23 protein-coding genes are annotated in these 21,819 nt (G+C 60.6%); 12 read left to right on the top strand and 11 right to left on the bottom strand.

Annotated features, from left to right (window positions below; all coding sequences use genetic code 11):
• Positions 1 to 319 precede the first annotated feature (319 nt).
• Together ASG47_RS15845 and ASG47_RS15840 are read left to right on the top strand one after the other, a co-directional pair.
• Positions 320 to 817, top strand: a complete 498-nt coding sequence (locus ASG47_RS15845; RefSeq protein ID WP_061910742.1) for a DMT family transporter — start codon at positions 320 to 322, stop codon at positions 815 to 817.
• The gene (locus ASG47_RS15840; protein WP_061910740.1) at positions 814 to 1,236 is read left to right on the top strand and encodes a DMT family transporter; all 423 of its coding nucleotides are present in this window, start codon (positions 814 to 816) and stop codon (positions 1,234 to 1,236) included. The genes ASG47_RS15845 and ASG47_RS15840 overlap by 4 nt, the downstream gene beginning before the upstream one ends.
• Before the next feature lie 60 nt (positions 1,237 to 1,296).
• On the opposite strand, the gene ASG47_RS15835 is transcribed toward ASG47_RS15840, so the two are convergent.
• Together ASG47_RS15835 and ASG47_RS15830 are read right to left on the bottom strand one after the other, a co-directional pair.
• A complete protein-coding gene (locus ASG47_RS15835) occupies positions 1,297 to 2,736 on the bottom strand; it encodes an aldehyde dehydrogenase family protein (protein WP_061910737.1) in 1,440 nt (479 codons plus the stop codon).
• A 48-nt stretch (positions 2,737 to 2,784) separates the two neighbouring features.
• Positions 2,785 to 3,960 (bottom strand): fumarylacetoacetate hydrolase family protein, encoded by a 1,176-nt coding sequence (locus tag ASG47_RS15830; RefSeq protein ID WP_413813468.1) that lies wholly within the window; start codon positions 3,958 to 3,960, stop codon positions 2,785 to 2,787.
• 216 nt (positions 3,961 to 4,176) lie between these two features.
• On the opposite strand from ASG47_RS15830, the gene ASG47_RS15825 reads away from it, so the two are divergent.
• Positions 4,177 to 4,890, top strand: a complete 714-nt coding sequence (locus ASG47_RS15825; protein ID WP_061910733.1) for an SIMPL domain-containing protein — start codon at positions 4,177 to 4,179, stop codon at positions 4,888 to 4,890.
• 170 nt (positions 4,891 to 5,060) lie between these two features.
• On the opposite strand, the gene ASG47_RS15820 is transcribed toward ASG47_RS15825, so the two are convergent.
• Positions 5,061 to 5,891, bottom strand: coding sequence for a sulfite exporter TauE/SafE family protein (locus ASG47_RS15820; protein WP_061910731.1), 831 nt, complete (start codon positions 5,889 to 5,891; stop codon positions 5,061 to 5,063).
• A gap of 2 nt (positions 5,892 to 5,893) precedes the next feature.
• Positions 5,894 to 6,313, bottom strand: a complete 420-nt coding sequence (locus ASG47_RS15815) for a secondary thiamine-phosphate synthase enzyme YjbQ (protein WP_061910840.1) — start codon at positions 6,311 to 6,313, stop codon at positions 5,894 to 5,896.
• Between the two features lie 256 nt (positions 6,314 to 6,569).
• Here ASG47_RS15815 and ASG47_RS15810 point away from each other — a divergent pair, with 256 nt between their 5' ends.
• The 6 genes from ASG47_RS15810 to ASG47_RS15785 all read left to right on the top strand — a co-directional run bounded on the left by ASG47_RS15810 (position 6,570) and on the right by ASG47_RS15785 (position 12,565).
• Positions 6,570 to 8,885 (top strand): OmpA family protein, encoded by a 2,316-nt coding sequence (locus tag ASG47_RS15810; RefSeq protein ID WP_061910729.1) that lies wholly within the window; start codon positions 6,570 to 6,572, stop codon positions 8,883 to 8,885.
• 123 nt (positions 8,886 to 9,008) lie between these two features.
• Positions 9,009 to 9,524: a TIGR00645 family protein gene (locus ASG47_RS15805; RefSeq protein ID WP_061910727.1), complete on the top strand. Its 516-nt coding sequence runs from the start codon at positions 9,009 to 9,011 to the stop codon at positions 9,522 to 9,524.
• Between the two features lie 136 nt (positions 9,525 to 9,660).
• Complete coding sequence (locus tag ASG47_RS15800) at positions 9,661 to 10,023, top strand: hypothetical protein (protein ID WP_061910725.1); 363 nt, start codon at positions 9,661 to 9,663, stop codon at positions 10,021 to 10,023.
• A gap of 159 nt (positions 10,024 to 10,182) precedes the next feature.
• The gene (locus ASG47_RS15795; protein ID WP_082511771.1) at positions 10,183 to 10,881 is read left to right on the top strand and encodes a tellurite resistance TerB family protein; all 699 of its coding nucleotides are present in this window, start codon (positions 10,183 to 10,185) and stop codon (positions 10,879 to 10,881) included.
• A gap of 97 nt (positions 10,882 to 10,978) precedes the next feature.
• Positions 10,979 to 12,019, top strand: coding sequence for an LLM class flavin-dependent oxidoreductase (locus tag ASG47_RS15790; RefSeq protein WP_061910837.1), 1,041 nt, complete (start codon positions 10,979 to 10,981; stop codon positions 12,017 to 12,019).
• Positions 12,020 to 12,565 carry a hypothetical protein gene (locus ASG47_RS15785; RefSeq protein WP_061910723.1) on the top strand — a complete coding sequence of 182 codons (546 nt, stop codon included), beginning with the start codon at positions 12,020 to 12,022 and terminating at the stop codon, positions 12,563 to 12,565. It begins immediately after the preceding gene.
• Here the strand turns inward: ASG47_RS15785 and queF are convergent.
• From queF to dnaG, 6 genes are all read right to left on the bottom strand, one after another.
• Positions 12,562 to 13,014 carry a preQ(1) synthase gene (gene queF, locus ASG47_RS15780; RefSeq protein ID WP_061910721.1) on the bottom strand — a complete coding sequence of 151 codons (453 nt, stop codon included), beginning with the start codon at positions 13,012 to 13,014 and terminating at the stop codon, positions 12,562 to 12,564. The two genes, ASG47_RS15785 and queF, sit on opposite strands and share 4 nt — an antisense overlap.
• Position 13,015: 1 nt before the next feature.
• Positions 13,016 to 13,237: a hypothetical protein gene (locus tag ASG47_RS15775; protein WP_061910719.1), complete on the bottom strand. Its 222-nt coding sequence runs from the start codon at positions 13,235 to 13,237 to the stop codon at positions 13,016 to 13,018.
• Positions 13,238 to 13,308: 71 nt separating this feature from the next.
• On the bottom strand, positions 13,309 to 13,602 hold the full coding sequence (locus ASG47_RS15770) for an HlyU family transcriptional regulator (RefSeq protein ID WP_061910717.1): 294 nt from the start codon (positions 13,600 to 13,602) through the stop codon (positions 13,309 to 13,311).
• A gap of 11 nt (positions 13,603 to 13,613) precedes the next feature.
• The gene (locus tag ASG47_RS15765; RefSeq protein ID WP_061910715.1) at positions 13,614 to 13,901 is read right to left on the bottom strand and encodes a DUF2442 domain-containing protein; all 288 of its coding nucleotides are present in this window, start codon (positions 13,899 to 13,901) and stop codon (positions 13,614 to 13,616) included.
• A 9-nt stretch (positions 13,902 to 13,910) separates the two neighbouring features.
• Positions 13,911 to 15,968: an RNA polymerase sigma factor RpoD gene (gene rpoD / locus ASG47_RS15760; RefSeq protein WP_061910713.1), complete on the bottom strand. Its 2,058-nt coding sequence runs from the start codon at positions 15,966 to 15,968 to the stop codon at positions 13,911 to 13,913.
• Positions 15,969 to 16,157: 189 nt separating this feature from the next.
• Positions 16,158 to 18,092: a DNA primase gene (gene dnaG / locus ASG47_RS15755; RefSeq protein WP_061910711.1), complete on the bottom strand. Its 1,935-nt coding sequence runs from the start codon at positions 18,090 to 18,092 to the stop codon at positions 16,158 to 16,160.
• A gap of 63 nt (positions 18,093 to 18,155) precedes the next feature.
• Between dnaG and ASG47_RS15750 the strand changes: the two genes are divergently transcribed.
• Positions 18,156 to 18,557: a hypothetical protein gene (locus ASG47_RS15750; protein WP_156464137.1), complete on the top strand. Its 402-nt coding sequence runs from the start codon at positions 18,156 to 18,158 to the stop codon at positions 18,555 to 18,557.
• Here the strand turns inward: ASG47_RS15750 and ASG47_RS15745 are convergent.
• Positions 18,554 to 19,114: an HdeD family acid-resistance protein gene (locus ASG47_RS15745; protein WP_061910707.1), complete on the bottom strand. Its 561-nt coding sequence runs from the start codon at positions 19,112 to 19,114 to the stop codon at positions 18,554 to 18,556. The genes ASG47_RS15750 and ASG47_RS15745 overlap by 4 nt on opposite strands.
• A gap of 182 nt (positions 19,115 to 19,296) precedes the next feature.
• Between ASG47_RS15745 and ASG47_RS15740 the strand changes: the two genes are divergently transcribed.
• Entirely contained in the window at positions 19,297 to 20,481 is a 1,185-nt protein-coding gene (locus ASG47_RS15740; protein ID WP_061910705.1) for an MFS transporter, read from the top strand.
• Positions 20,482 to 20,577: 96 nt separating this feature from the next.
• Positions 20,578 to 21,726, top strand: coding sequence for a GGDEF domain-containing protein (locus ASG47_RS15735; protein WP_061910703.1), 1,149 nt, complete (start codon positions 20,578 to 20,580; stop codon positions 21,724 to 21,726).
• The last annotated feature ends 93 nt before the right edge of the window (positions 21,727 to 21,819 follow it).

Genomic DNA, 21,819 nt, shown 5'->3' with positions numbered 1-21,819 from the left:
TAAAGCAGCGCTAGGCGGAAACGATCCGGCCACAAACGCGATCTTTCTGCGCAGAGCGGGCAATCTCTTTCTGAGGATGCTGTTGGTCTTCCAAAGCCTCACCAACCACCATCCTTCCCTCGGGCTCGACCCGAGGGCCAATGCAGGAGCCGCAAGGGTTTTGACCGCGACCAGAGACCCTCGGGTCAAGCCCGAGGGAAGACCAGTGGTTTGGCTAGTACATCTAAACGGCACGTGGAGAAGTGACCCCACAGCGGGGATGAACCCCAACCCACAAACGCATACACTTCCTAGAACCATCCTCACTCGAATCGCGCCCATGACCCCATCCCAGACCCAGCGGCCAAACCCGCTGCACCTCCTTGCGGCCTTTGCCAGCGGCGGCCTTCTGACCCTCGCCATCTTCGTCAATGGCGAAGCCGGGCGTCTGGGCGGCGCACTCTTCTCGTCGTGGCTGGCCCACGGCGTCGGCACCGTCGTCGCCGTCGCCGTCCTCGCCCTCATCTGGCGCCGCGAACGTGCCGCAACCAAGATCGCCGAGGCCCAGCACGGCAAGGCTCCGCTCTGGGCCTATCTCGGCGGCATCTTCGGCGCCGTTACCGTCATGCTGACCTCGACCGCCGTCAATTCGCCCCTCGCTTTGGCCGGCACCCTTGCGCTTGGTCTCGCAGGCCAGGTCGTCCTCAGCCTCGCCGCCGATTATTGGGGGCTCCTCGGCCTCGCCCGCCGCCGCCTCGACCTACGCGATGCAGGAGCCGTCATCCTCATCGCCGGCGGGAGCCTCCTCATCATCCTCTTCGGATTTGGTTCCGCATGATCCTGCCGCTCATCGCCGCCTTCTCCGCCGGTGTCCTCGTCATCCTCAGCCGCCAGGTCAATGGCCGCATGTCGATGTCTTCGACACCGATGATTTCGTCCTTCTGGAATCACGTCGTAGGCTTCGTCGTCCTCACCCTGATTGGGCTCCTCGTCGGCGGACTTATCCCCGCCAATATTAGTGAGATGCCATGGTGGATTTTCACCGGCGGCGCCATCGGCGTCGTCTTCGTCGCTTCGGGCTCCTGGCTCATCACCCGCATCGGCGCCGTCAATTCGACGCTCCTCGTCATCGCCGGCCAGATGGTCTTTGGCGTCATCTTCGATCTCCTGCGCGGCGCACCCGTAACGATCTGGGCGTCGGCCCTCGGCATCGTCCTGATTTTAGCGGGAATGGCGCTTACGCAACGTCGGCGCTAACGGAATGCTAACAAAAACGGGGCCAATCGGCCCCGGTTTCACATCCAGATTTTCCAGCCTTTAGCCGGCTGCGGTGTAAGCCGTCTTCACGATGGTGAAGAATTCGGCAGCATACTTGCCCTGCTCGCGCGAACCATAAGACGAGCCCTTGCGCCCGCCGAACGGCACGTGGAAATCGACGCCGGCGGTCGGCACATTGACCATGACCATGCCGGCTTCCGAGTTGCGCTTGAAGTGTGTCGCGTACTTGAGCGAGGTCGTGACGATACCAGCCGACAGACCAAATTCGGTGTCGTTTGCGGTCGCTAGCGCCTCTTCATAATCCTTCACGCGAATGACGGCAGCCACGGGCCCAAAGATCTCTTCGCGCGCAATCCGCATGGAATTGGTCGCTTCAGTAAAGAGTGTCGGCTGCAAGAAGTAGCCTTCCGTGTCCTTGGTCACGCGCTCGCCACCAGCGGCAATCTTGGCGCCCTCGCCTTTGCCGATTTCGATGTAATCGGTGTCCTGCTTGAGCTGGCCGGGATCGACCACCGGCCCGATTTCCGTATTTTTATCAAGAGCATCGCCCACGCGCAGGTTGCGCGTGCGCTCGGCAAGCGCCTCGACGAACTTGTCGTGGATGCCTTCCGTCACGATCACGCGGCTCGACGCCGTGCAGCGCTGGCCGGTCGAGAAAAATGCCGACTGCGCAACGCTTTCGACGGCAATCTTGAGATCGGCATCGTCGAGCACGATGGTCGGGTTCTTGCCGCCCATTTCGAGCTGGAACTTGCGGCCAACCTTGACCGAAGCCTCGGCAACCCGCTTGCCCGTCCCCACCGAACCGGTGAACGAAATCGCGTTGACATCGGGGCTGTCCAGCATGGTCTGGCCGACCACCGAACCCTTGCCCATCACGAGGTTGACGACGCCCTTGGGCAGTCCGGCGCGCACGAGAATATCGACGATCGCCCAGGTCGAACCCGGCACGAGATCGGCAGGCTTGATGACGACCGTGTTGCCATAGGCAAGAGCCGGCGCCATCTTCCAGGATGGGATGGCGATCGGGAAATTCCACGGCGTGATGATGCCGATAACGCCGACCGGCTCACGGGTGATTTCGACCGTCAGACCCGGACGCGCGCTGGGGAGAATTTCCCCCGCCAGGCGCAGCGTTTCGCCGGCAAAGAAGTCAAAAATCTGCGCAGCGCGTGTCACTTCGCCAATGCCTTCAGGCAGCGTCTTGCCTTCTTCGCGGCTCAGCAACTCGCCCAGTTCCTGCTTGCGCGCGAGGATTTCCTGGCTTGCCTTGGAGAGGATTGCATGGCGCTCAAGAATGCCCGAGCGCGACCATGCCGGGAAGGCGGCCTTGGCGGCAGCGATGGCCTGCTTGGTTTCTTCGGCAGTCGCGCGTGCATAGACGCCAACCACTTCGTTGATATTGGACGGATTGATGTTTTCGACACCATCGGCGCCGACCCACTCACCATTGATCAGGTTCTTGTGCAGTTCGCTCATATCGAGGCCTTTCGGGTTATTCAGGTTCTGCCGGCAGAAACGCGGCAGCTAGAGGAGGTCAGCGCGGGCAAGATCCCGCAGCAGATGGCTGGTGCCATAGGTCCAGGGCGGACACTTGGTGGAGAGGTTGACGGTATTGGTCAGCGTACCGAGCGAAGGCGTCGAAATGGAGACTATGTCCCCGAGCTTGTGGGTAAAGCCCTTGCCTGCGCCGTCGCGATCCTTCACCGGCGCGAACATCGTGCCGAGGTAAAGCACTAGCCCGTCCGGATATTGATGGTGGCTGCCGATCGTCGCTGCCACCAGGGATTCCGGCGTCCGCGAAATCTGCGCCATGTTCGAAGCGCCCTCGAGTACAAAGCCATCCGTACCTTCGACGCGCAGCGCGATCTCAGAATTCTTGATGGTTTCGAGCGTGAAATCACCATCGAAGAGCCGCACAAATGGCCCAAGCGAAGCCGAGGCATTGTTGTCCTTGGCCTTGCCTAATAGCAGCGCCGAGCGCCCTTCGACATCGCGCAGATTGACGTCATTGCCGAGCGTTGCACCGACGATCTCGCCCTTGCTCGTCACCAGCAGCGCCACTTCCGGTTCCGGATTGTTCCAGCTCGAAATCGGATGCAGCCCGACCTCCGCGCCAAAGCCAACCGAGCTCATCGTCTGGCTCTTGGTGAAAATCTCGGCGTCCGGCCCAATCCCCACTTCGAGATACTGGCTCCAAACGCCCTTTTCGATCAGCGCCGCCTTGACCTTCATCGCCGGCTCCGAGCCCGGCACAAGCTGGGACAGATCGGTCCCGATGAGGTCGAGAATTTCCGTCCGCAGCGCATCGGCGCGCGACTTATCCCCGCGGGCCTGTTCTTCGATTACTCTTTCGAGCAGCGAAACGACGAACGTAACCCCCGAAGCCTTGATGGCCTGGAGATCGATGGGAGAAAGCAGAACCGGCAAATTTTCACTGGTCTGACCAGTGCGCGAATTATCAACGATCGCATCGACAGCGCCGAGCACAGTGCCGCTTGCCGAGCGAACATGCTCGGCCGCACGGCCGCTCTCGGCGATATCGCGCACCGTCGCCATGCCCTTGGCCGTGATATCAACCACGTGACCATCGCGAACCGTGACAATCCGAGGCTCTGCAAAGCCGGGGACTTTGGCACGCCCAAGCAGAATACCTTCGGGAATGATAGTCACGTTCATCGTGCCGCCCTCTGCTGAGATCATGGCTGTGACTACCCCGCCAGAACGGCCGGACGCAACCCTTGAGAAACAAATAATCATACTTATTGGCCATGCCAAGGGCCGCCGCGGGTTTAAGCGGTAGCTTTCGATTGGCTGAACGGAAAGCTTTGGACAGGTTCAAGTCCCGTTCATCTGCGCCGCAATACTGACGCATTGGCTGGGGTATGGATGACCCCACCGAACACTCAGGAGTTTGCCATGCGTTTCGCGACTGCCCTTGCCCCCTTCGCCCTCCTCGCCGCTGCCGTCCCGGCCTATGCCGGCACCATCACCATCGAAGGGCGTGGCGAGGTCCGCGCGGCTCCCGACATGGCCCTCATCAATTCCGGCGTCACGACCCAAGCCGAAACTGCCCGCGCCGCGCTCGATGCCAATACGGCTGCCATGGCCGAGCTGATATCGACCCTCAAGGAAGCCGGCATCGAGCCGCGCGATATCCAGACTTCGGGCTTCTCGGTCAATCCGAACTATGTCTATTCCGAAACCCGCGACGATATGGGCTACACCCTCCCGCCCAAGATCAATGGCTATCAGGTGTCCAACACGGTCACCGTTGCCGTCCGCGATCTCAAGGAACTTGGCAATATCCTCGATATGGCCGTCAATGTCGGCGCCAACACCATCAATGGCGTGAACTTCTCCGTCGCCGACCCGACCGATCTTTACAACGAAGCCCGCAAGCAGGCCTTCGCCGATGCCCGCGAAAAGGCCGAGCTCTATGCCACCGCCGCCAACGCGACGCTCGGTGAGCTCGAAGCCATCTCGGAAAGCCAGAATATCAACAGCCCGATTCAGATGCCGATGTACGCCCGTGCTGATGTAGCACAGGCTGCCGTGCCGGTAGAAGCGGGCGAAATGACCTTCGAAATCGGCGTCAACGTTCAGTGGGAACTGGACAACAAGACCAACTAATCTTCTCAAAGGCCTTGAACCGGCCACCTTGATGACCGACGTCCAGCCTGAACCGGCGCCACCGGTTTAGGCTTTCGAGCCTTTAAGGCGTCGAGTTTTCCGGGCTCCTCTTTTTGCGGAGCTTGGACGGTGGGGGCGGCCCCAAACCGTAGTCACCCGCCCCCACCAGTCTATCCTGCCATCACTTTCCAGAGCATGTTGAGCCCCACGACGACGAGGAATGCGGCAAAGACATATTTGAGCGTTCGCTGGTCCATCCGGTGCGCCAGCGCCGCGCCCAAAGGCGCAAAGGCGGCGGCCGTCACTCCGACCAGCACCAACGCAATGCCGTTGACATAGCCGAGGCTGAACGGCGGCAACTCTGCCCTGCCCCATCCCAAAATGACGAAACCCAGCGTGCCCGAAAGCGCGATCGCGACGCCGATTGCCGCCGACGTACCGACAGCTGCATGCATCGTCTTGCCGAACGCCACGAGCGTCGGCACGGTCAGCGACCCGCCGCCCACGCCCATCAGCGACGAGATATAGCCAACGATTGCCGCCGCGGTCCGGTGCACGGCCTTTGATTCCTTGAGGTGCCCCATCAGCCTCGTCTGAAACGAGAAGATGATATTGGCCGCGATGAGAAAGGCCATCACCGCAAAGACCACACGCAGCACGTCGCCCGAGTACAAGCCAGCCATCAGCCCGCCGACAAAGGTACCGGCCACGATGAACGGCGTCCAAAGCTTCAGCACCGCCATATCGAGCGCCCCACGCTTCTGGTGCGACCGCGCGCTCATGATGCCCGTGGGAATGATGATAGCGAGCGACGTACCGACCGCCACATGCTGCACCACATCGGAATCATATCCCATTAGCGACAGCGCGGTGCTGAGCGCCGGCACAATCACGGCGCCGCCCCCTATGCCGAGCAGGCCCGCCGCAATACCCGAAACGACGCCCGTCGCGAGCATGCTCAAGACGAACGGCCAGTAACTGGCCATCATTGCCCAATCCATGCTCATTCCCCCAAAATATGCAGCACGACGTCCCGGCTATGGGGCCGGCGCCTGTGCTCAAAAAGATAGATGCCCTGCCAGGTGCCAAGCACCGCGCGCCCATCGACAATGGGGATGGCAATCGAGGTCTGCGTCAGCGCCGATTTGATATGCGCCGGCATATCGTCCGGCCCCTCAAGCGTATGGACCAGCCAGTCCATGCCTTCGGGCACCAGCCGACGGAAATAGCCGACAAGATCGACCTGCACATCCGGATCGGCATTTTCCTGGATCAGCAGCGAACAGGATGTATGGCGCACAAACGCTGTCACGAGCCCGATGTCGATGCCCGCCTTCCCGATGGCAGCCTGCATCTGCCGGGTGAACTCGTAAAGAGCCTGCCCGTCGGTTCTGATGGTGAGGTGTTCGATCGCCTGGTGCATGCAATCGGGCCTAGCACGAAGCGGCTGGGACCGCGAGCGCTCCCGCTGCAACCGGCTATCCATGCCGCAATCCAGCCAAAATCTGCCACGCGCAACTTCGTCGTTCGATCTGCGGAACCGTCCGGAAACCTCCGGCGTTTGGGGCTTTGCGGGGATGCTGGGCCGCGGTATGACGCTCGGCTGATCATTCAGCCTCCGTTCAGATAGCTCCCACGATGCTCAGCACAACGTGGCACACACGACGAAGGATAAAATAATGCGCCTCAGAAATTGGCTCTTCGCCGGCACCAGCATGACGCTGATCAGCATGGTCCCGAATGTGGGCTTTGCACAGGATGCGCCTGCCGAATTGCCCCAGGTCTGTATCGACCAGGGCTTTGCAACGCTGGAAGAATGTATCGCCGCTCAGCCCGCTGGTGCCGCCCCCGCTGCACCGGAAGAAGCTGCCCCGGCTCCTGAAGCTCCGGCCGAAGAAGCTGCGCCCCCCGCAGCAGAAGAACCCGCTCCCGCTCCGGAAGAGGCAGCCCCTGCCCCTGAGCCGCAGCCTGAAGCGGCCCCTGAACCAGAACCGCAGCCCGAGGCTGCTCCCGAGCCGGAACCCCAGCCTGAGGCTGCACCTGCCGAGCGCGCGCCAGCACCGGAAGCTGCTCCTGAAGAGCCGGCACCTGCCGAAGTGGCACCTGAGCCAGAAGCTCAGACCATGCAGACCGAAGCCGAACCTGAAGTGGCACCAGAAGCTGCTCCAGAGCCCGCACAGCGCCAGGTAGCCCCTGAAGCTGAACAGGCTCCCGAAGCTCAGCCTGAAGCCCCTGTTGAAGCACAGCAGCAGGCTCCGGAAGAAGTTGCCCCTGCCGCCGAAGAACGTGCGCCAGAACAGCCCGCTCCGGCTGCCGAAGAACGCGCCCCTGCTTCCGACATCGCCGGCCAGCTCACCGCTCAGGTCGATGCCTATAATGCTGCCGTTGCCGAACTGTCCGCAGGTGGCGATGCCGCCGGTGCCCAGTCGCGCATTGACGCAGCACTCGCCGAGATCAATTCGATCTGTTCCAACGCCGGCCTGCCCGATGTTGACTCGTGCCTTGCTCCGCTTGGCCTGAGCCTCAACCCGCTGCCAGACGTGCAGGACGTGACCCCAGCGGCTCCAGTTGAAGGCCAGCCTGCTGACCAGACTGCCCCTGCTGACGGCACGGTCGATCCCAACGCAGCGCCTGCTGCCGAAGGTGAAGTCACCGTCGATGGCCAGCCTGCCGAAGTTATCGAAGATCTTCCAGAAGGCGTAACCCAGGACCAGATCGCTCCGGTTCTCGATAGCGCCAAGGATGTCGTGCTGTCGCCCGATGGCCAGGCTCCTGCTGAGCCGGCAGTCGATGCGAATGCCGAAGCCACGACCGACGCCAACGCGTCGGCACGCATGGCTGTGCCTGAAAATGACCAGGCCGCTCAGTCCGAAGAAATTCGCACTATGGCTGTCGACGCCGCTGCCATGTCGGCCACTGCCGAACAGGGTACCGAAGTTACGGCGACTGAAAACACGACGGTCAACCAGACCGTGGTGAACAACTACATCACCAACATCACCAATATCACCAACAACAATTCCGGCACGACCAACAACACGACCATCAACAACAACACGACGGTCGTGGACAATTCGCAGACGAATATCGGCCAGCAGAACAACATCACCGTTGTCGAGCAGGTGCCGGTGCGCGAAGCGACTGCCGGTGATCTGGTGACCCAGGTGATCCTGCAGGTTGGCACCCAGTTGATCGTCAATTCGATCGGCCAGGATACCGACCGCTTCTATGATCCGCAGCAGGACGAAGTTTACTACGAAAACCTCTCCAATGGCCGCGTCCGTGAAGTGGTGTCGCGTCCCGATGGCAGCCAGGTCGTAACTGTCCGCAACCGCAACGGCGACATTCTGCGTCGCTCGCGTATCACGCCCGATGGCCGTGAAATCGTCCTTGCATCGTTCGACGATCGCTATGACGACCAGTTGCTTTCCTGGCGTGACCCGGGCCTTGACCTGCCCCCGCTGCGTCTCAACATCCCGGCCCGTGACTACGTGCTCGATGCCGCTTATGCCGATGAGAACGAAGTTTCTAGCTTCTTCCGCCAGCCGCCGGTGGAACAGGTTCAGCGCCTCTACTCGATCGACGAAGTCAAGCGTTCGGCTCGCGTTCGTGACAGCGTCCGCCGTCTCGAAGTCGGTAATCTGACCTTCGATACCGGTGCTGCCACCATCGATCGCAACCAGGTTGCTTCGCTGTCCAACGTTGCCAAGGGCATGCTGGATCTGCTGGCCGCCAACCCGGCCGAAACCTTCCTGATCGAAGGTCACACCGATGCCGTCGGTTCGGACATCTCGAACCTGCGCCTCTCGGATTTGCGTGCCGCAACCGTCGCCCGCATCCTGACGGACTTCTATGGCGTCCCAGCCGAAAACCTGGCCACCCAGGGTTATGGCGAGCGCTACCTGAAGATCCGCACGGAAACGGCCGAGCGCGAAAATCGCCGCGTCACCATCCGCCGCATCACCCCGCTTGTGACTGTGGCAAGCAACGGCTAAGCAAACCAATTACCGCGAAGGGGCCGGACGCAAGTCCGGCCCCTTTTTTATGGCTGCGTCATTGAGGCTGCTTGCCAGCCGTCATGGACTTGATATCCGTGCGCGGTCCTTCTGGAGCGCGCCATGAAACGCCTGGAAATCTTCGTTGAAAGCCTCATCCTCGCGTCGCGCTGGCTGCTGGTGGTGTTCTATATCGGCCTCGGGCTCGCCCTTGCCCTCTACGCTGCGACATTCGGCTTAAAACTCTGGGATTTTGCCACCCATCTCGTCGGCATGGACGAAACTGAGGTGATCCTCAAAATCCTCGGCCTTATCGATGCCGCGCTGATTGCAAGCCTCGTCGTGATGGTAATCATCTCGGGCTACGAGAATTTCGTCTCGCGCTTCGACAATGAGCGTGATGTGCACTGGCTGGGCCAGATCGATGCCGGATCGCTCAAGATCAAGGTAGCCTCGACCATCGTCGCCATCTCCTCGATCCACCTGCTCCAGATCTTCCTCAACGTGCCGCATTACACCAATGAGCAGATTTTCTGGTACACCGTGCTGCACTGCACCTTCATACTATCGGCGCTATTTCTCGCGCTGATCGACAAGATTTCGAAGAAAGATAGCAAGTCCAAAGAGCTCGATCTCTAATAGGCCATAGCAACCATCTGATCTTTCGAGGTCTTTTCAGCGCCACAATTGTTTTTGGTTTGTGATCACGGAATGGGGAACTGACTGCGAACTGCGGGCGTTCTTCACCCAGAATTTCACTTGCAAGGAGCAAATGATGGCTACCCCAGAACGTGATACTATCTATACCAACGACGGTAACCGCACTGTCTACACCCGCGAAAGCAATGGTACAGGTTGGTTTGTCGGCATCATCGTCGCCTTGGCTCTGCTCGCCATTGGCTATCTCGTCTTCTCGGCCAACTCGGGCCCGTCCACTTCGGTTGACGTGAACAGCACGACACCAGCCGTTGAGACCACCGCGCCGATGACTGAAGCTCCGGCCGCAACGCCTAGCGCTGCCCCAATGACCGAAGCTCCAGCCGCTACTCCGGCCCCGGCAACTGAAGCCGCTCCTGCTGTTGAAGCACCAGCTTCGACAACCACGACAACGGCCCCAGCCACGACGCCGGCTAACTAATAAAGCACCTAACGGCCTCGACCCCCTCCCCTTGAGGCCCTTCGAGCCCCGGTTCACGCAACCGGGGCTTTTTGCTGCCTGCGGCACAATGGCATTCGCGCCAAACTTGCAAGGCACAGCGCTGATACCCATTTCCAAACCAGCAACACGGGAGCGCCAATGTTCAATATCGATCAGATTATCAAAGCCATCCAGACCGATCCCAATAGCAAGCGCACCGCGATGACGGGAGCAGCTGGCCTCGCGGCCGGCTTGCTGATGTCGGGCGGGAAGCCCACCAAGCTTCTGGGCAATGCGCCTAAGCTCGGCGCGCTCGCAGCTGTTGGTGGCCTCGCCTACAAGGCTTGGCAGTCCTATCAGGCCAACCAGACCAATCAGAGCGGTAGCGCCGCGCACCCCGTGCGCGAAGACGCCTTCATTCCAGCGCCAGGCAATGAGGCCGCGCAGGAAGAGCTCGGCAAAACTCTGGTGCGCGCGATGATCGCTGCGGCCAAGGCCGACGGCAAGATCGATGCCGAAGAGAAAGACGCCATTTTTGAACGCCTGAAGGCCATGCCGCTTTCCGCCGAGGAAAAGGCCTGGGTCTTTGACGAACTTTCGACCCCGCTCGACATCAATGCCGTCGCCGGCCGCGCCGATACGCCCGAGCACGCGGCCGAAATCTATGCAGCCTCGCTTGTCGCCATCACGGCGGACACTCCGGCAGAGCAAGCCTACCTCGAAGCTCTCGCCGCCAAGCTGCGCTTGGATCCCGCTCTCGTCACCGAGATCCATAAGGCTGCAGGCGAAAAGGCCCCTCAGCCGGCACCCACCCCGCCGCAGCCTTGGGCCTACACACCCACGACGGTCAACCGCTAATTATCGAGATGCCGCGCCTCTCCGGGCGCGGTATCACCCATGTGCGTTCTTGATGCTCGCCCGCAGCGCCGCCATGTCTTTCCGCAAGGAGAATGCCATGGAACTCGGACTTTATTCTTTCGCTGAAAACACCCCCGATCCCCTTAACGGCGGACACGTCCAGTCACCCGCCGAACGTCTGCGCGACCTGATCGAAGAGATCGAGCTCGCCGATCAATTGGGACTGGCTTTCTATGGCCTTGGCGAACATCACCGCCCAGATTATGTCGCGTCCTCGCCCGTCACCATCCTCGCCGCTGCGGCCGCACGCACGAAGTCGATCAAACTCTCGACCGCCGTCACGGTGCTCAGTTCGGAAGATCCCGTCCGCGTCTGGCAGCAGTTCGCAACGCTCGATCTCCTGAGCAATGGCCGCGCCGAGATCATGGCCGGCCGCGGCTCGTTCATCGAAAGCTTCCCGCTCTTCGGCTACGATCTCAACGACTACGACGATCTCTTCGAAGAAAAGCTCGAAATGCTGCTGACCCTGCGCAAGGGCGGCAAGGTCAATTGGGCTGGTAGCAAGCACACCCAGGCGATCAACAATATCGCCGTCTATCCCGAGCCCGTGCAGAGCCCGCTGCCGCTCTGGATCGCCGTCGGCGGAACACCGAATTCGGTCGCCCGCGCTGCCTATTATGGCCTCCCGCTCATGATCGCGATCATCGGCGGCCGCCCGCGTCAGTTCGCGCCGCTGGTCGATCTCTACCGAGACACAGGCAACAAGATGGGCCACGACGCCTCGCTCCTCAAAATTGGGGTCTCTGGCCACGGCTTCATCGCCGAAGACAGCCAATCGGCGCGCGATATTGCTTTTCCCGCCCACAGCGCCACCATGAGCCGCATCGGCGCCGAACGTGGCTGGCCGCCGACCACCCGCGCCCAGTTCGATGGCGGCGCAACGCCGGAAGGCGCCTACTACATGGGCTCGCCGCAGGAAGTCATCGACAAGATCCTAATGCAGCACGAGTGGTTCAAGCACGATCGCTTCGGCCTACAACTGAGCGTCGGCACCCTGCCCCATGACAAGGTCATGAAGGCAATCGAGCTTTACGGCACTGTCGTGAAGCCGGCCATCGATAAGGCCCTCGGCACCTAAATGGACGCGGCGCTCTACGCAGAAATCGTCGAGCGCCGCCGTCAGTTTTCCTGGCCCGGCTACGAGAGCTATGCCGACGCTGGATTGGAAGGCGACTGGATCACGCCCTACCACCTGTCCTCGGCCAGCTTTACCGGCCCGATACTACTGACCTATAATTTCCTCGACGCTCCAACCGCCATAGCCGAACGCTCGCGCTTGCGCGAAACCGGCTATCTCGCCGAAATGCCGTTCAATCGTGTTCTGGATCTGGGTCTGGCGCTCGCAGGCCTCAAGCGCACCGACATTTACGTCACCCATGCGTTCCACCTCCTCGCCCGCGCACGCTCTGAGCGAATTCCCAACGCAGCGCTGGACGCTTCTTTCGACGCCATCGCACGCCATGAGCTGGTGGATCGTCGAGTCATCGCCCTGGGCGACGCGGCCAGCCGCCAATGCAGCCGCCACGCCATTCCTCATCAGCGCATCCCGCATCTCAGCGCCCGAGGGCTCAGCTTTGCTGCGCGCGCCGAAAAGCTTGCAGCCGCTCTTGAGGCCGCTTTCTAGCCGCGACCGCGATAGGGCGGCACGCCCTGATCGGGCAACCAGACACCGTCAGGCACGGGCCCCGTCTGCCAGAACACATCGATGGGGATGCCGCCACGCGGATACCAGTAGCCGCCGATCCGTAGCCAGCGTGGCTTGATCGCCGCGACGATCCGCATGGCCACATCGATCGTGCAACCTTCATGGAAGGCGCCGTGATTGCGGAACGAGGTCAGAAACAGTTTAAGCGACTTTGATTCCACCAGAAACTGATCGGGCACATAGTCGATGACCAGATGGGCGAAATCCGGCTGGCCCGTCACCGGACAGAGCGAGGTGAATTCCGGCGCCACATAGCGCGCGACATAATTCACATCCGGATGCGGATTGGGCACCGGGTCCAGCACAGCCTCGTCCGGATGCTGCGGCACCTCCACATCCTTGCCAAGCTGCAGGGTTTCCGAATTCATCTTACTTGCCCGAGCGCTTGATCGACTTGATCGCCAGCGGCGGCATGCCGGACTTTTCGGAGATGGCGCGGTCCTGCTCTTCGATCGCAGCCTTGGCTGGTTCGTCGCCATCAAGCCCACCCAGCAGATTGGCATCCACCTTGCGGTTTGAGCGCTGCGAGCCGTCTTCATAGACGATGTCGAACATCACGAATTCACTGCGGGCGGTTGGCTTCTTTGCCATGACGACAATCCTTCAAAAACAGGACCGCGAGCCGATTGGCCCGCGGTCATAACTAAAAATACTGGCTCGGCTTAGCGGTAGATGCCGTCGCCTTGTTCGTCGATGATTTGGCGGCCCTTGTTAAGAGCCAGCGCGGTAAGATCATCTTTGGAGCCCATGCGGTCGGCGCGGATGAACTTGTAGCTCTTCTGTTCGCCACCGATTTCTTTCTCGATCGTCCCGGCCAACTGATATTCGCTGCCGACGCGCATCTCGATGGCCTTGATCAGATGCCCCTTGTAGCTTTCTTCGCCGAGGGACTTGTCGCCGGCTGGTGTCGCCTCGTCAGCGCCGCCACCACCAAAAAGCTTTTTCCAAAACGACATCGAAAACTCCCTTAACTTCGTCTCGGCGGCCGGGGCCGTACCAACTCGCCGCGCTTGTCCATCTCCTCCTGCAGCCATTGCGGCGAGATGTCAAAATAGTTCGGCCAGATCGGCTTGCCATTGGCGAGCTCCACCTTGGCAAAATAGGCCCGATCCCGCAGCGGCTCCGTCCCCTCTCCGCGCTCAGCCAGCATAGGCGCGGCGTTGAACACGCCATGCGTCCCATCGGAAAAAGTCACCGCCAGCTTGAACGGAACAGACGCGCGAATAGCCGTTATCTTGAGGCGAGGAGCAGCCATGAGCTGCTCCTAGTTGTCGAGGAAGCTCCGCAGCTTGCGGCTCCGGCTCGGGTGCTTGAGCTTGCGCAGGGCCTTCGCTTCGATCTGACGGATACGTTCGCGGGTCACCGAGAACTGCTGTCCGACTTCTTCGAGCGTGTGGTCGGTGTTCATGCCGATACCAAAACGCATACGAAGCACGCGCTCTTCACGCGGCGTCAGCGAAGCGAGAACGCGCGTCGTCGTTTCACGCAGGTTCGACTGGATCGCCGCATCGATCGGCTGGATCGCATTCACGTCCTGAATGAAATCGCCGAGGTTGGAATCTTCCTCGTCGCCGATCGGGGTTTCGAGCGAGATCGGTTCCTTGGCGATCTTGAGCACCTTGCGGACCTTGTCCAAGGGCATCTGCAGCTTTTCGCTGAGTTCCTCTGGCGTCGGTTCGCGGCCGATCTCGTGCAGCATCTGGCGCGAGGTCCGGACGATCTTGTTGATCGTCTCGATCATATGCACCGGAATACGGATAGTGCGCGCCTGATCGGCGATGGAGCGGGTGATCGCCTGACGGATCCACCAGGTCGCATAGGTCGAGAACTTGTAACCGCGACGATACTCGAATTTATCGACGGCCTTCATCAGGCCGATATTGCCTTCCTGAATGAGATCAAGGAATTGCAGGCCGCGGTTGGTGTACTTCTTGGCGATCGAGATCACGAGGCGAAGGTTGGCTTCGACCATTTCCTTCTTGGCGATGGCAGCTTCGCGCTCGCCCTTTTGCACCTTGTGCACGATACGACGATATTCGGCGATATCGAGGCCAGTCTCGGTCGCGAGCGTAGCAATCTCGTAACGGATGTCGCGAACGGTATCGACTTCGCGACGCGCGAATTCAGCCCAGCCCTTGCCATCGAAACCATCGAACGTCGTTTCCCAGGTCGGGTCCAGTTCGCGGCCATAATAGTTCTTGAGGAAAACTTCGCGCTTGACGCCATAGCTCTCAGCCAGGCGTAGCAGACGACCTTCAAGACGCACGAGGCGCTTGTTGATGTCGTAAAGCTGTTCGACGAGGCTTTCGATACGGCTGTTGTTGAGCGAGAGCGACTTAACGTCGGCAATCACTTCACCGCGCAGCACTTCAAGCTTCTTGCTTTCCGCGTCGGAAACAGTGGCGGTTCGGTCTTCGGCATGCCGATCCTGCATGACGCGCATCTGGCCATAGGCCTCGGCGATACGATCGAACGTCTCGACGACCTGCGGCTTCAGTTCGGCTTCCATGGCCGAAAGCGACAGCGCGTTGTCGAATTCGTCATCGTCGTCTTCTACCGGATCCTGCGGCGCCTGCGGCTCCTCCGGCACATAGTCGTCGTCGCTATCCGAAGACGCAGCGCGGCGCGGCGCTGGCTTTGCAGCAGCCTTTACCGGCTCCTGCTCCACTCTCGGCGCCGGCACGGGGATTTCAGGCGCCGCTTGCTTAGCGTCGGGGCCAGCATAGGTCGCTTCGAGATCGATAATGTCGCGGAGCAGAATCTCGCCCTCGGCGAGCTGATCGCGCCAAATGATGATGGCCTGGAAGGTCAGCGGCGATTCGCAGAGGCCTTCGATCATGGTCTCCCGACCGGCCTCGATGCGCTTGGCGATGGCGATTTCGCCTTCGCGGCTCAGCAGCTCGACCGAACCCATTTCGCGCAAGTACATGCGCACCGGGTCGTCGGTACGATCCGAACCAGACTTGGTGTTCGACGTATTGGCCAGAGCGGTGCCGCCGGAAGGCGCAACTTCGCTGCCTGTTTCTTCCTCGTCCTTCTCGACTTCGGTCTCTTCGACCTCGTCTTCGTCGACGACGTTGATGCCCATTTCCGAGAACATGGACATGAAGTCCTCGATCTGCTCGGAGCTGGTTTCGTCAGCCGGCAGAACGGCATTCAGTTCTTCGTAGGTAACATAGCCGCGCTTCTTGGCGACCTTGATCAGCTTCTTGACCGCAGCATCGTTCTGGTCGATCAGAGGACTGTCATTGGAGGCTTCCGGAGCCCCGGATTCGGGCTTCTCGGTTTCCTTGCTGGCTTTGTTCGCTGCCTTGGTGGCCATATGCTACTCCTCGGGACCCGCGGGCATCTCGGGCGCCGGACTTGTCATAGGTGGTGACAGCTCAAGACAAGGTAAAGGTTTGGTCACCAAGGCGTTAACACCTCAGCATCATGATGGTTCGCTTCGGGACGACATGACGTAACCGCCATATGCGAAATCGCGCGTCTTCGCCGGTCTTTAGAGTTTTCTCTAAAAACTGCGAGTCGCGCGTCCAGATAGCGAACCAAATCCTTCGATCAATGCCTCTGTGCCATCGACAGTGGTAATCTGGTTCTTGATGTCTCGCAGCCTTTCAAAGGTTTCATCGCTCGGGTCTTCGCCCAGCGCCGCTTCGGCTGCCTTGAGTTCCCTATTTAGCTGAACTTTCTTGTTATGCAAGGCCAGCGCATGACTTAATCCTGTTTCCGCGTCGGTTAGCGCCGTATCCGGCCCCACCTGCCATACCCCCTGCCGCACCAGTGTCTCGGCCATTCTGGCCAGCGTCGGTCCATGCCCGCGCACGCCAAGCGCGTCCTGCAAATCCGGCGCCGAAATATCGTGGTGCCGTACGACGAGGGCCAGTATGTCGCTCAAAACCTTCTGCGCAGTCTGCGTATCGCAGTCGAGCGCGGCGAGAATTTCAAACTTGTCTTCGACCAGTGCCGGATGGTTGACCAAGGTCTGGATGATCGTCGCCTCGCGCGGCGTTGCTTCCATGCCTGTCGAACCGCGCATCAGTCGCGAGTTCCTCAGCGTATCGGACACGACGAGACGCGGCGTCCCGCGTGCGGGAAATCCATAGGCGCCGCTCTGACCATAGTTCGGCCGCCCGCCGCGCTGCCCATCCCAAGGCTTCCGGATCGGCGCAAAGAATGCTTTCAGCTTTTCATCAAACGCCTGCTGATAGTGAAAGCGGACAGTCTGGTCCTGGATCGAATTGGCCCGCTCCCGCAGCCGCGCTTGCAAAGCGGCGCGCTCTTCCGGCGCATCGGGCACCAATCCGCCGGTCTCGAGGCTCCAGAGCATATCGGAAAGGCTGCGCGCCTTCTCGATCACGTCGGCAAACGCCTGCCGGCCCTGCGCCTTGATCAGATCATCGGGGTCCTGCCCCTCAGGCAGTGTCGCGATCTTCACCGTCTGCCCCGGTTTGAGATGCGGCATGACCAGATCCATGGCCCGCTCGGCAGCCTTCAAACCCGCCTTGTCGCCGTCAAAGCAGAGAACTGGCACCTCCGCCATCCGCCAGACCAACTGCAGATGCTCCTCGGTCAGCGCGGTGCCAAGTGGCGCCACTGTCCCTTCGAAACCCGCAGAAACAGCGGCAATAACATCGAGATAGCCTTCCACCACGATAACCGTGGCTCCGTCCCGCGCCGCCGCCCGCGCCGATTGCCCATTGTAAAGCGTCTGCCGCTTGGAAAAGAGGCTCGTCTCCGGCGAGTTGAGATATTTTGCCGGCACATCGGCGCTCAGCGCCCGGCCACCAAAGGCGATGATCCGGCCTCGAAAATCCATGATCGGAAACATCACGCGGTTGCGGAACCGGTCATAGGTCAGCGGATCGTCGTCACGACTGGTAACTAGCCCCGCATCGAGCATCGCCTGCGCCGAGACACCATTCGCGGCGAGATGCTCCTTGAGTCCATTGCGGCTATCGGGCGCAAAGCCGATGCGAAAGCGCGTCTGGCTCGTCGGCGACACGCCGCGGTCAAAGAGATAGCCGCGAGCCCGCGCGCCGATATTATGCGCCAGCGCCGCCTCGAAATATTTGGTCGCGAGTTCCATGACCTCGACGAGGCCCTTTTGCGCGGCCTCGCGTTTTTCGCTGCGCTCATCGCGCGCCGGCATCGGCACACCGGCCATGCCGGCAAGCTTTTCGACCGCCTCGGGAAAGCTCATCCCGGCTTTTTCGGTCAGGAACCGGAAATGATCGCCCGTCGCGCCACAGCCAAAGCAGTGATAGATGCCGCGCCGGTCATCGGCATGAAAGCTCGGGCTTTTCTCGGCGTGGAAGGGGCAACAGGCCCACATGTCGCCCTTGCCCGGCTGCGATTTGCGCTTGTCCCAAAGCACGTGTTCGCCCACAACCTGCGTAATCGGCAGGCGCTGGCGGATTTCATCCAGGAACGTATCGGTAAAGCGCATGGGTGTTACCTAAGCACTCCCAGGGCCGAAGTCACCTCACGACCTAGGAGCTTATCCACAGCCATGCCCAAGACGACGAAAATGCCAATGGCCGTGTTGCTCACGCTAACCATTGGGCCGGCTATCGCCATCGGCGCGACGCTTTGGTTCGTGGCAGAGGCTATTCCAGAGTGCTCGGTCAACGAAACCGAGCGCCTGCCCTCGCCAGATGGTCAATTTGACCTCGTCATTTTCTCCAGGGACTGCGGCGACACCGACCAAAATACCCAGGCAGCGCTGGTGCCACCGGGCGAAGACGTGCCATTCGACGCCGCAAGCTTCTATTCCGTCGGCGCAGGCGCTGATCCTGATCCCCGCTGGCTCTCGGCCACCGCAATCGAGATCACTGCGCCGCCCAAGGCAACGATCTATCGGAATGACGCGACCGTGGCCGGCGTCTCGGTGACCTACAAGCCCGCAACCTAAACCTTGCTCGACTGATAAAGCCGCCAAGCCCAACCAAAGAGGCCAATGGCAAAAAAGATCAGCAGGATGCCGCCAAGCATCACGCCCACCGCTGCGGTCAAAACCGGAAACAGCAGGAAGACCAGCCCGAGCAGCACATAGGACGCGCCGGACAGCACCACCGGCCAGATCCGCGCATAGCTCTCACGCTCGCGGACCACGACGAATATCTGCATGGCGCCTACGAAAAGCGCGGCGAGCCCCACGATCGTGCCGAGGAAAGTTGCCGTAAAGATCGTCGCGATAAACGGCTGGATGAAGAACAGCACACCGAGGATCAGTGACGCGGCATTGGCGATGATATCGAACCAATAATTGCCACTCTTGCCGCCACCAAACGTCAGGCTCCAGAGCCCCAAGGCGCCATCAACGATCAGCAACACGCCACCGAACAGCACCAGAACCGTGAGCGCATCGCCGGGGAAGATCAGAGCATAGAGCCCCGCAATCAGCATCAGCACGCCGCGCAATGCCGTCGCCGCCGCAAAACGCCTTTTGGTACCCGAAGAAACCGCCATTTCACTTGCCCTCCATGGGACTCAACAGCCCGCCAAAGAGAACGTTAGCGCCAGCTCTGCGGTCACGCCAGCACCATGGGTTGAGCTTTTCTGAAATGGCCCGCGCAAAATATAGATTGTGCCCCTTTCGGGCCTATGGAAAGACACGCCCTCCACCGAGGCCGCCTCCCGGCGAATACTGCATGTCCCTCCCCCTTATCGCGCTTTTCCTCGCAGCCTTTGCTTTTGGCACTGCCGAGTTCGTCATCGCCGGCATTCTTCCCGAAGTCGCCACCGGTCTAGGCGTAACCGTGCCAGTGGCTGGTTATCTCATCTCCGGCTATGCGATCGGCATCGCCGTTGGCGGCCCACTTCTCGCCGTTGCCACCAAGAAGATGACGCGAAAGTCGCTGATCCTGCTGCTGGGCGGCATTTTTACCCTGGGCCAAGTGCTCTGCGCCATTGCTCCGAGTTTTGAACTGCTGATGGCCGCCCGTGTCATCGTCGCTGTTGTCCACGGCACCTATTTCGGCATCGCAGCAATCGTGGCTGTCAGCCTCGTGCCGCCGGAAAAACGCGGCTTCGCGGTTGCACTCATCCTCTCGGGCCTCACCGTTTCTAATATCCTCGGCGTACCCGGCGGCACGGCCATCGGCAATGTTCTGGGTTGGCGCGCCACGTTCTGGGCGGTCGGAATTATCGGACTGCTGGCGACGTTGACTGTGGCCGTTTTCCTGCCGCGCAGTGCCGCTTCCGCCACCACCGCCGGAGACTTCAAGCGTGAATTCAAAGTGCTGGGACGGCAACAGATTGTCGCCTCGCTGCTCATCGTGATCCTGGTGATGATCGGCCAGTATAGCCTCTTCACCTACATCACCCCGCTCCTGACCAATATTACCGGTCTGCCCACGGCGACCGTCCCATGGCTCTTGCTGCTCTATGGTGTCGGCTCAACCATAGGTGTCTTTGTCGGTGGCAGATTGGCCGATTGGAAGCTCATGCCTTCGCTGATCGCGATCCTCGCGCTACAGGCGGTGATGTTTGCGACGATCTTCTTCGTGAGCCCCTACCCCATCGTTATGGCCATCGCGACGATCCTGTGGGGCGGCGTCAACTTTGCCTTCGGTTCACCGGTGCAGTCGCGCGTGCTCGCCTGGGCCGCCGATGCGCCGAACCTCGCTTCAGCCCTCATTCCCACCGGCTTCAACATCGGCATAGCCGTCGGCGCCATTCTCGGCGCCAACGTTATCGCATCGGGCCCCGGATACGCTTACCTGCCCCTCATTGGTGCCATCAGCTCGGCGCTCGCCGCTTTTGTCGCGGTCGTCTCCAACATGCTCGATAAACGCCAGGGTCTTTTGCCGCCCGTCGCTGTCGCCGCGGAATAAGGCCCGGGAAAAAGCAGTCGATAGAATTGAAACGGAAATGTAAGGGAGCGTTGTCAAATTTGACTTTATGACTGCCCGACCGTCGTGGGGTGCACCATGATCATCGACAATGCAACTCTACTGATCGGCATCGGCTTTTCGAGCGCCTCATTGCTGCTCGCGCTTTTGATCGGCTGGTTCAACTCTCGCAGCGAGACCTATCTCGTTCTTGGCGCCACCGGCATGGCGCTCATCGTCGTCGCCCTTATGCTTATGGGCCTGCGCAACGGCGCCTACACGCTCTTCTTCCAGCTTGTGCCCTTCGCGCTGATCCTGATCGGTTTCAGTTGCGTCTACGCGGGCGCCCGTCGCTTCAGAAACAGCAAGGCGTCCCTTTGGCCCGCCGCTGTGGTAGGCGCTCTTTCGGCCATTGCGACCGCGGTACCCCTTCTTCTTGGGCTATCGGGCCTGGGCACACTGATGCTTAAGGCCACCGCCGCCGTTCTTATGCTCCTATGTGCCTATGAGCATATCCGCAGCGACGACCAGCTTCGCTTTGCGCTTGCCGCAATCGGCACACTTTACGCCGTCACCGCCATCTCATTCGCCTGTTGCGCCCTCATGCTGGCCCTTGACGGCAATTGGGTACTCTCCGCGCCGCCAAAGAACTGGGCTGAAGACTTCAATTCCATCATGTCGCTGGTGGGACTGACGGGCATCGGTGCCATCACCCTGACCCTTCACCACGCGCGCGCCGCCCACCACCATCACCAGGCAGCAAACACCGATTCCCTGACCGGCGTGCTCAATCGCCGGGCGCTTTTCGATCGCTTCGGCAACGCGCCGCCCAGTCGCAACAGCGCCGTGTTGATGTTCGATCTCGATCATTTCAAGCAGATCAACGACCGGCTTGGCCACGCCGAAGGTGATCGCGTCCTAAAACTCTTTTCCGATGTATTGCAGCGCGAGCTCGGACCTCTCGATGTCATTTCCAGGATCGGCGGCGAAGAATTCTGCGCTGTTCTGATCGACGTCGATCAGGAAAAGGCCAAGGCAGTTGCCGAACGCGTGCGCAGTGTCTTTGCCGATTTGACGCTCGTCATCGAGCAAGGCCAGCTGCACGCCACCGTCAGCGTGGGCCTTGCCATGTTCGAGGGCGATGAAGACTTCCCCGCCCTCCTCAACCGCGCCGACGCGGCGCTTTACCAAGCCAAGCACAATGGGCGAAACCAAGTAAAACTCGCCGCGCTTCGGCTTGTCGCGTAACGCCAAAAAAATCTCAGAAAAATAGTCGATCGCCTGTCGGCAGAGGCGTCGTCCTCACATCCGCATGGAGTAAGCTTGTGCAAAGCGAGCTCT

It is taken from the genome of Devosia sp. Leaf420 (genome assembly GCF_001425445.1).
Lineage (GTDB): Bacteria > Pseudomonadota > Alphaproteobacteria > Rhizobiales > Devosiaceae > Devosia.
This window is presented reverse-complemented; position numbering and strand designations above follow the sequence as displayed.

Excerpts from the sequence above, each read along its gene's own strand:
- ASG47_RS15845 (WP_061910742.1), top strand. The coding sequence starts at position 320 with ATGACCCCATCCCAGACCCAGCGGCCAAACCCGCTGCACCTCCTTGCG.
- ASG47_RS15840 (WP_061910740.1), top strand. The coding sequence starts at position 814 with ATGATCCTGCCGCTCATCGCCGCCTTCTCCGCCGGTGTCCTCGTCATC.
- ASG47_RS15835 (WP_061910737.1), bottom strand. The coding sequence starts at position 2,736 with ATGAGCGAACTGCACAAGAACCTGATCAATGGTGAGTGGGTCGGCGCC.
- ASG47_RS15830 (WP_413813468.1), bottom strand. The coding sequence starts at position 3,960 with ATGATCTCAGCAGAGGGCGGCACGATGAACGTGACTATCATTCCCGAA.
- ASG47_RS15825 (WP_061910733.1), top strand. The coding sequence starts at position 4,177 with ATGCGTTTCGCGACTGCCCTTGCCCCCTTCGCCCTCCTCGCCGCTGCC.
- ASG47_RS15820 (WP_061910731.1), bottom strand. The coding sequence starts at position 5,891 with ATGGATTGGGCAATGATGGCCAGTTACTGGCCGTTCGTCTTGAGCATG.
- ASG47_RS15815 (WP_061910840.1), bottom strand. The coding sequence starts at position 6,313 with ATGCACCAGGCGATCGAACACCTCACCATCAGAACCGACGGGCAGGCT.
- ASG47_RS15810 (WP_061910729.1), top strand. The coding sequence starts at position 6,570 with ATGCGCCTCAGAAATTGGCTCTTCGCCGGCACCAGCATGACGCTGATC.
- ASG47_RS15805 (WP_061910727.1), top strand. The coding sequence starts at position 9,009 with ATGAAACGCCTGGAAATCTTCGTTGAAAGCCTCATCCTCGCGTCGCGC.
- ASG47_RS15800 (WP_061910725.1), top strand. The coding sequence starts at position 9,661 with ATGGCTACCCCAGAACGTGATACTATCTATACCAACGACGGTAACCGC.
- ASG47_RS15795 (WP_082511771.1), top strand. The coding sequence starts at position 10,183 with ATGTTCAATATCGATCAGATTATCAAAGCCATCCAGACCGATCCCAAT.
- ASG47_RS15790 (WP_061910837.1), top strand. The coding sequence starts at position 10,979 with ATGGAACTCGGACTTTATTCTTTCGCTGAAAACACCCCCGATCCCCTT.
- ASG47_RS15785 (WP_061910723.1), top strand. The coding sequence starts at position 12,020 with ATGGACGCGGCGCTCTACGCAGAAATCGTCGAGCGCCGCCGTCAGTTT.
- queF (WP_061910721.1), bottom strand. The coding sequence starts at position 13,014 with ATGAATTCGGAAACCCTGCAGCTTGGCAAGGATGTGGAGGTGCCGCAG.
- ASG47_RS15775 (WP_061910719.1), bottom strand. The coding sequence starts at position 13,237 with ATGGCAAAGAAGCCAACCGCCCGCAGTGAATTCGTGATGTTCGACATC.
- ASG47_RS15770 (WP_061910717.1), bottom strand. The coding sequence starts at position 13,602 with ATGTCGTTTTGGAAAAAGCTTTTTGGTGGTGGCGGCGCTGACGAGGCG.
- ASG47_RS15765 (WP_061910715.1), bottom strand. The coding sequence starts at position 13,901 with ATGGCTGCTCCTCGCCTCAAGATAACGGCTATTCGCGCGTCTGTTCCG.
- rpoD (WP_061910713.1), bottom strand. The coding sequence starts at position 15,968 with ATGGCCACCAAGGCAGCGAACAAAGCCAGCAAGGAAACCGAGAAGCCC.
- dnaG (WP_061910711.1), bottom strand. The coding sequence starts at position 18,092 with ATGCGCTTTACCGATACGTTCCTGGATGAAATCCGCCAGCGCCTGCCG.
- ASG47_RS15750 (WP_156464137.1), top strand. The coding sequence starts at position 18,156 with ATGCCCAAGACGACGAAAATGCCAATGGCCGTGTTGCTCACGCTAACC.
- ASG47_RS15745 (WP_061910707.1), bottom strand. The coding sequence starts at position 19,114 with ATGGCGGTTTCTTCGGGTACCAAAAGGCGTTTTGCGGCGGCGACGGCA.
- ASG47_RS15740 (WP_061910705.1), top strand. The coding sequence starts at position 19,297 with ATGTCCCTCCCCCTTATCGCGCTTTTCCTCGCAGCCTTTGCTTTTGGC.
- ASG47_RS15735 (WP_061910703.1), top strand. The coding sequence starts at position 20,578 with ATGATCATCGACAATGCAACTCTACTGATCGGCATCGGCTTTTCGAGC.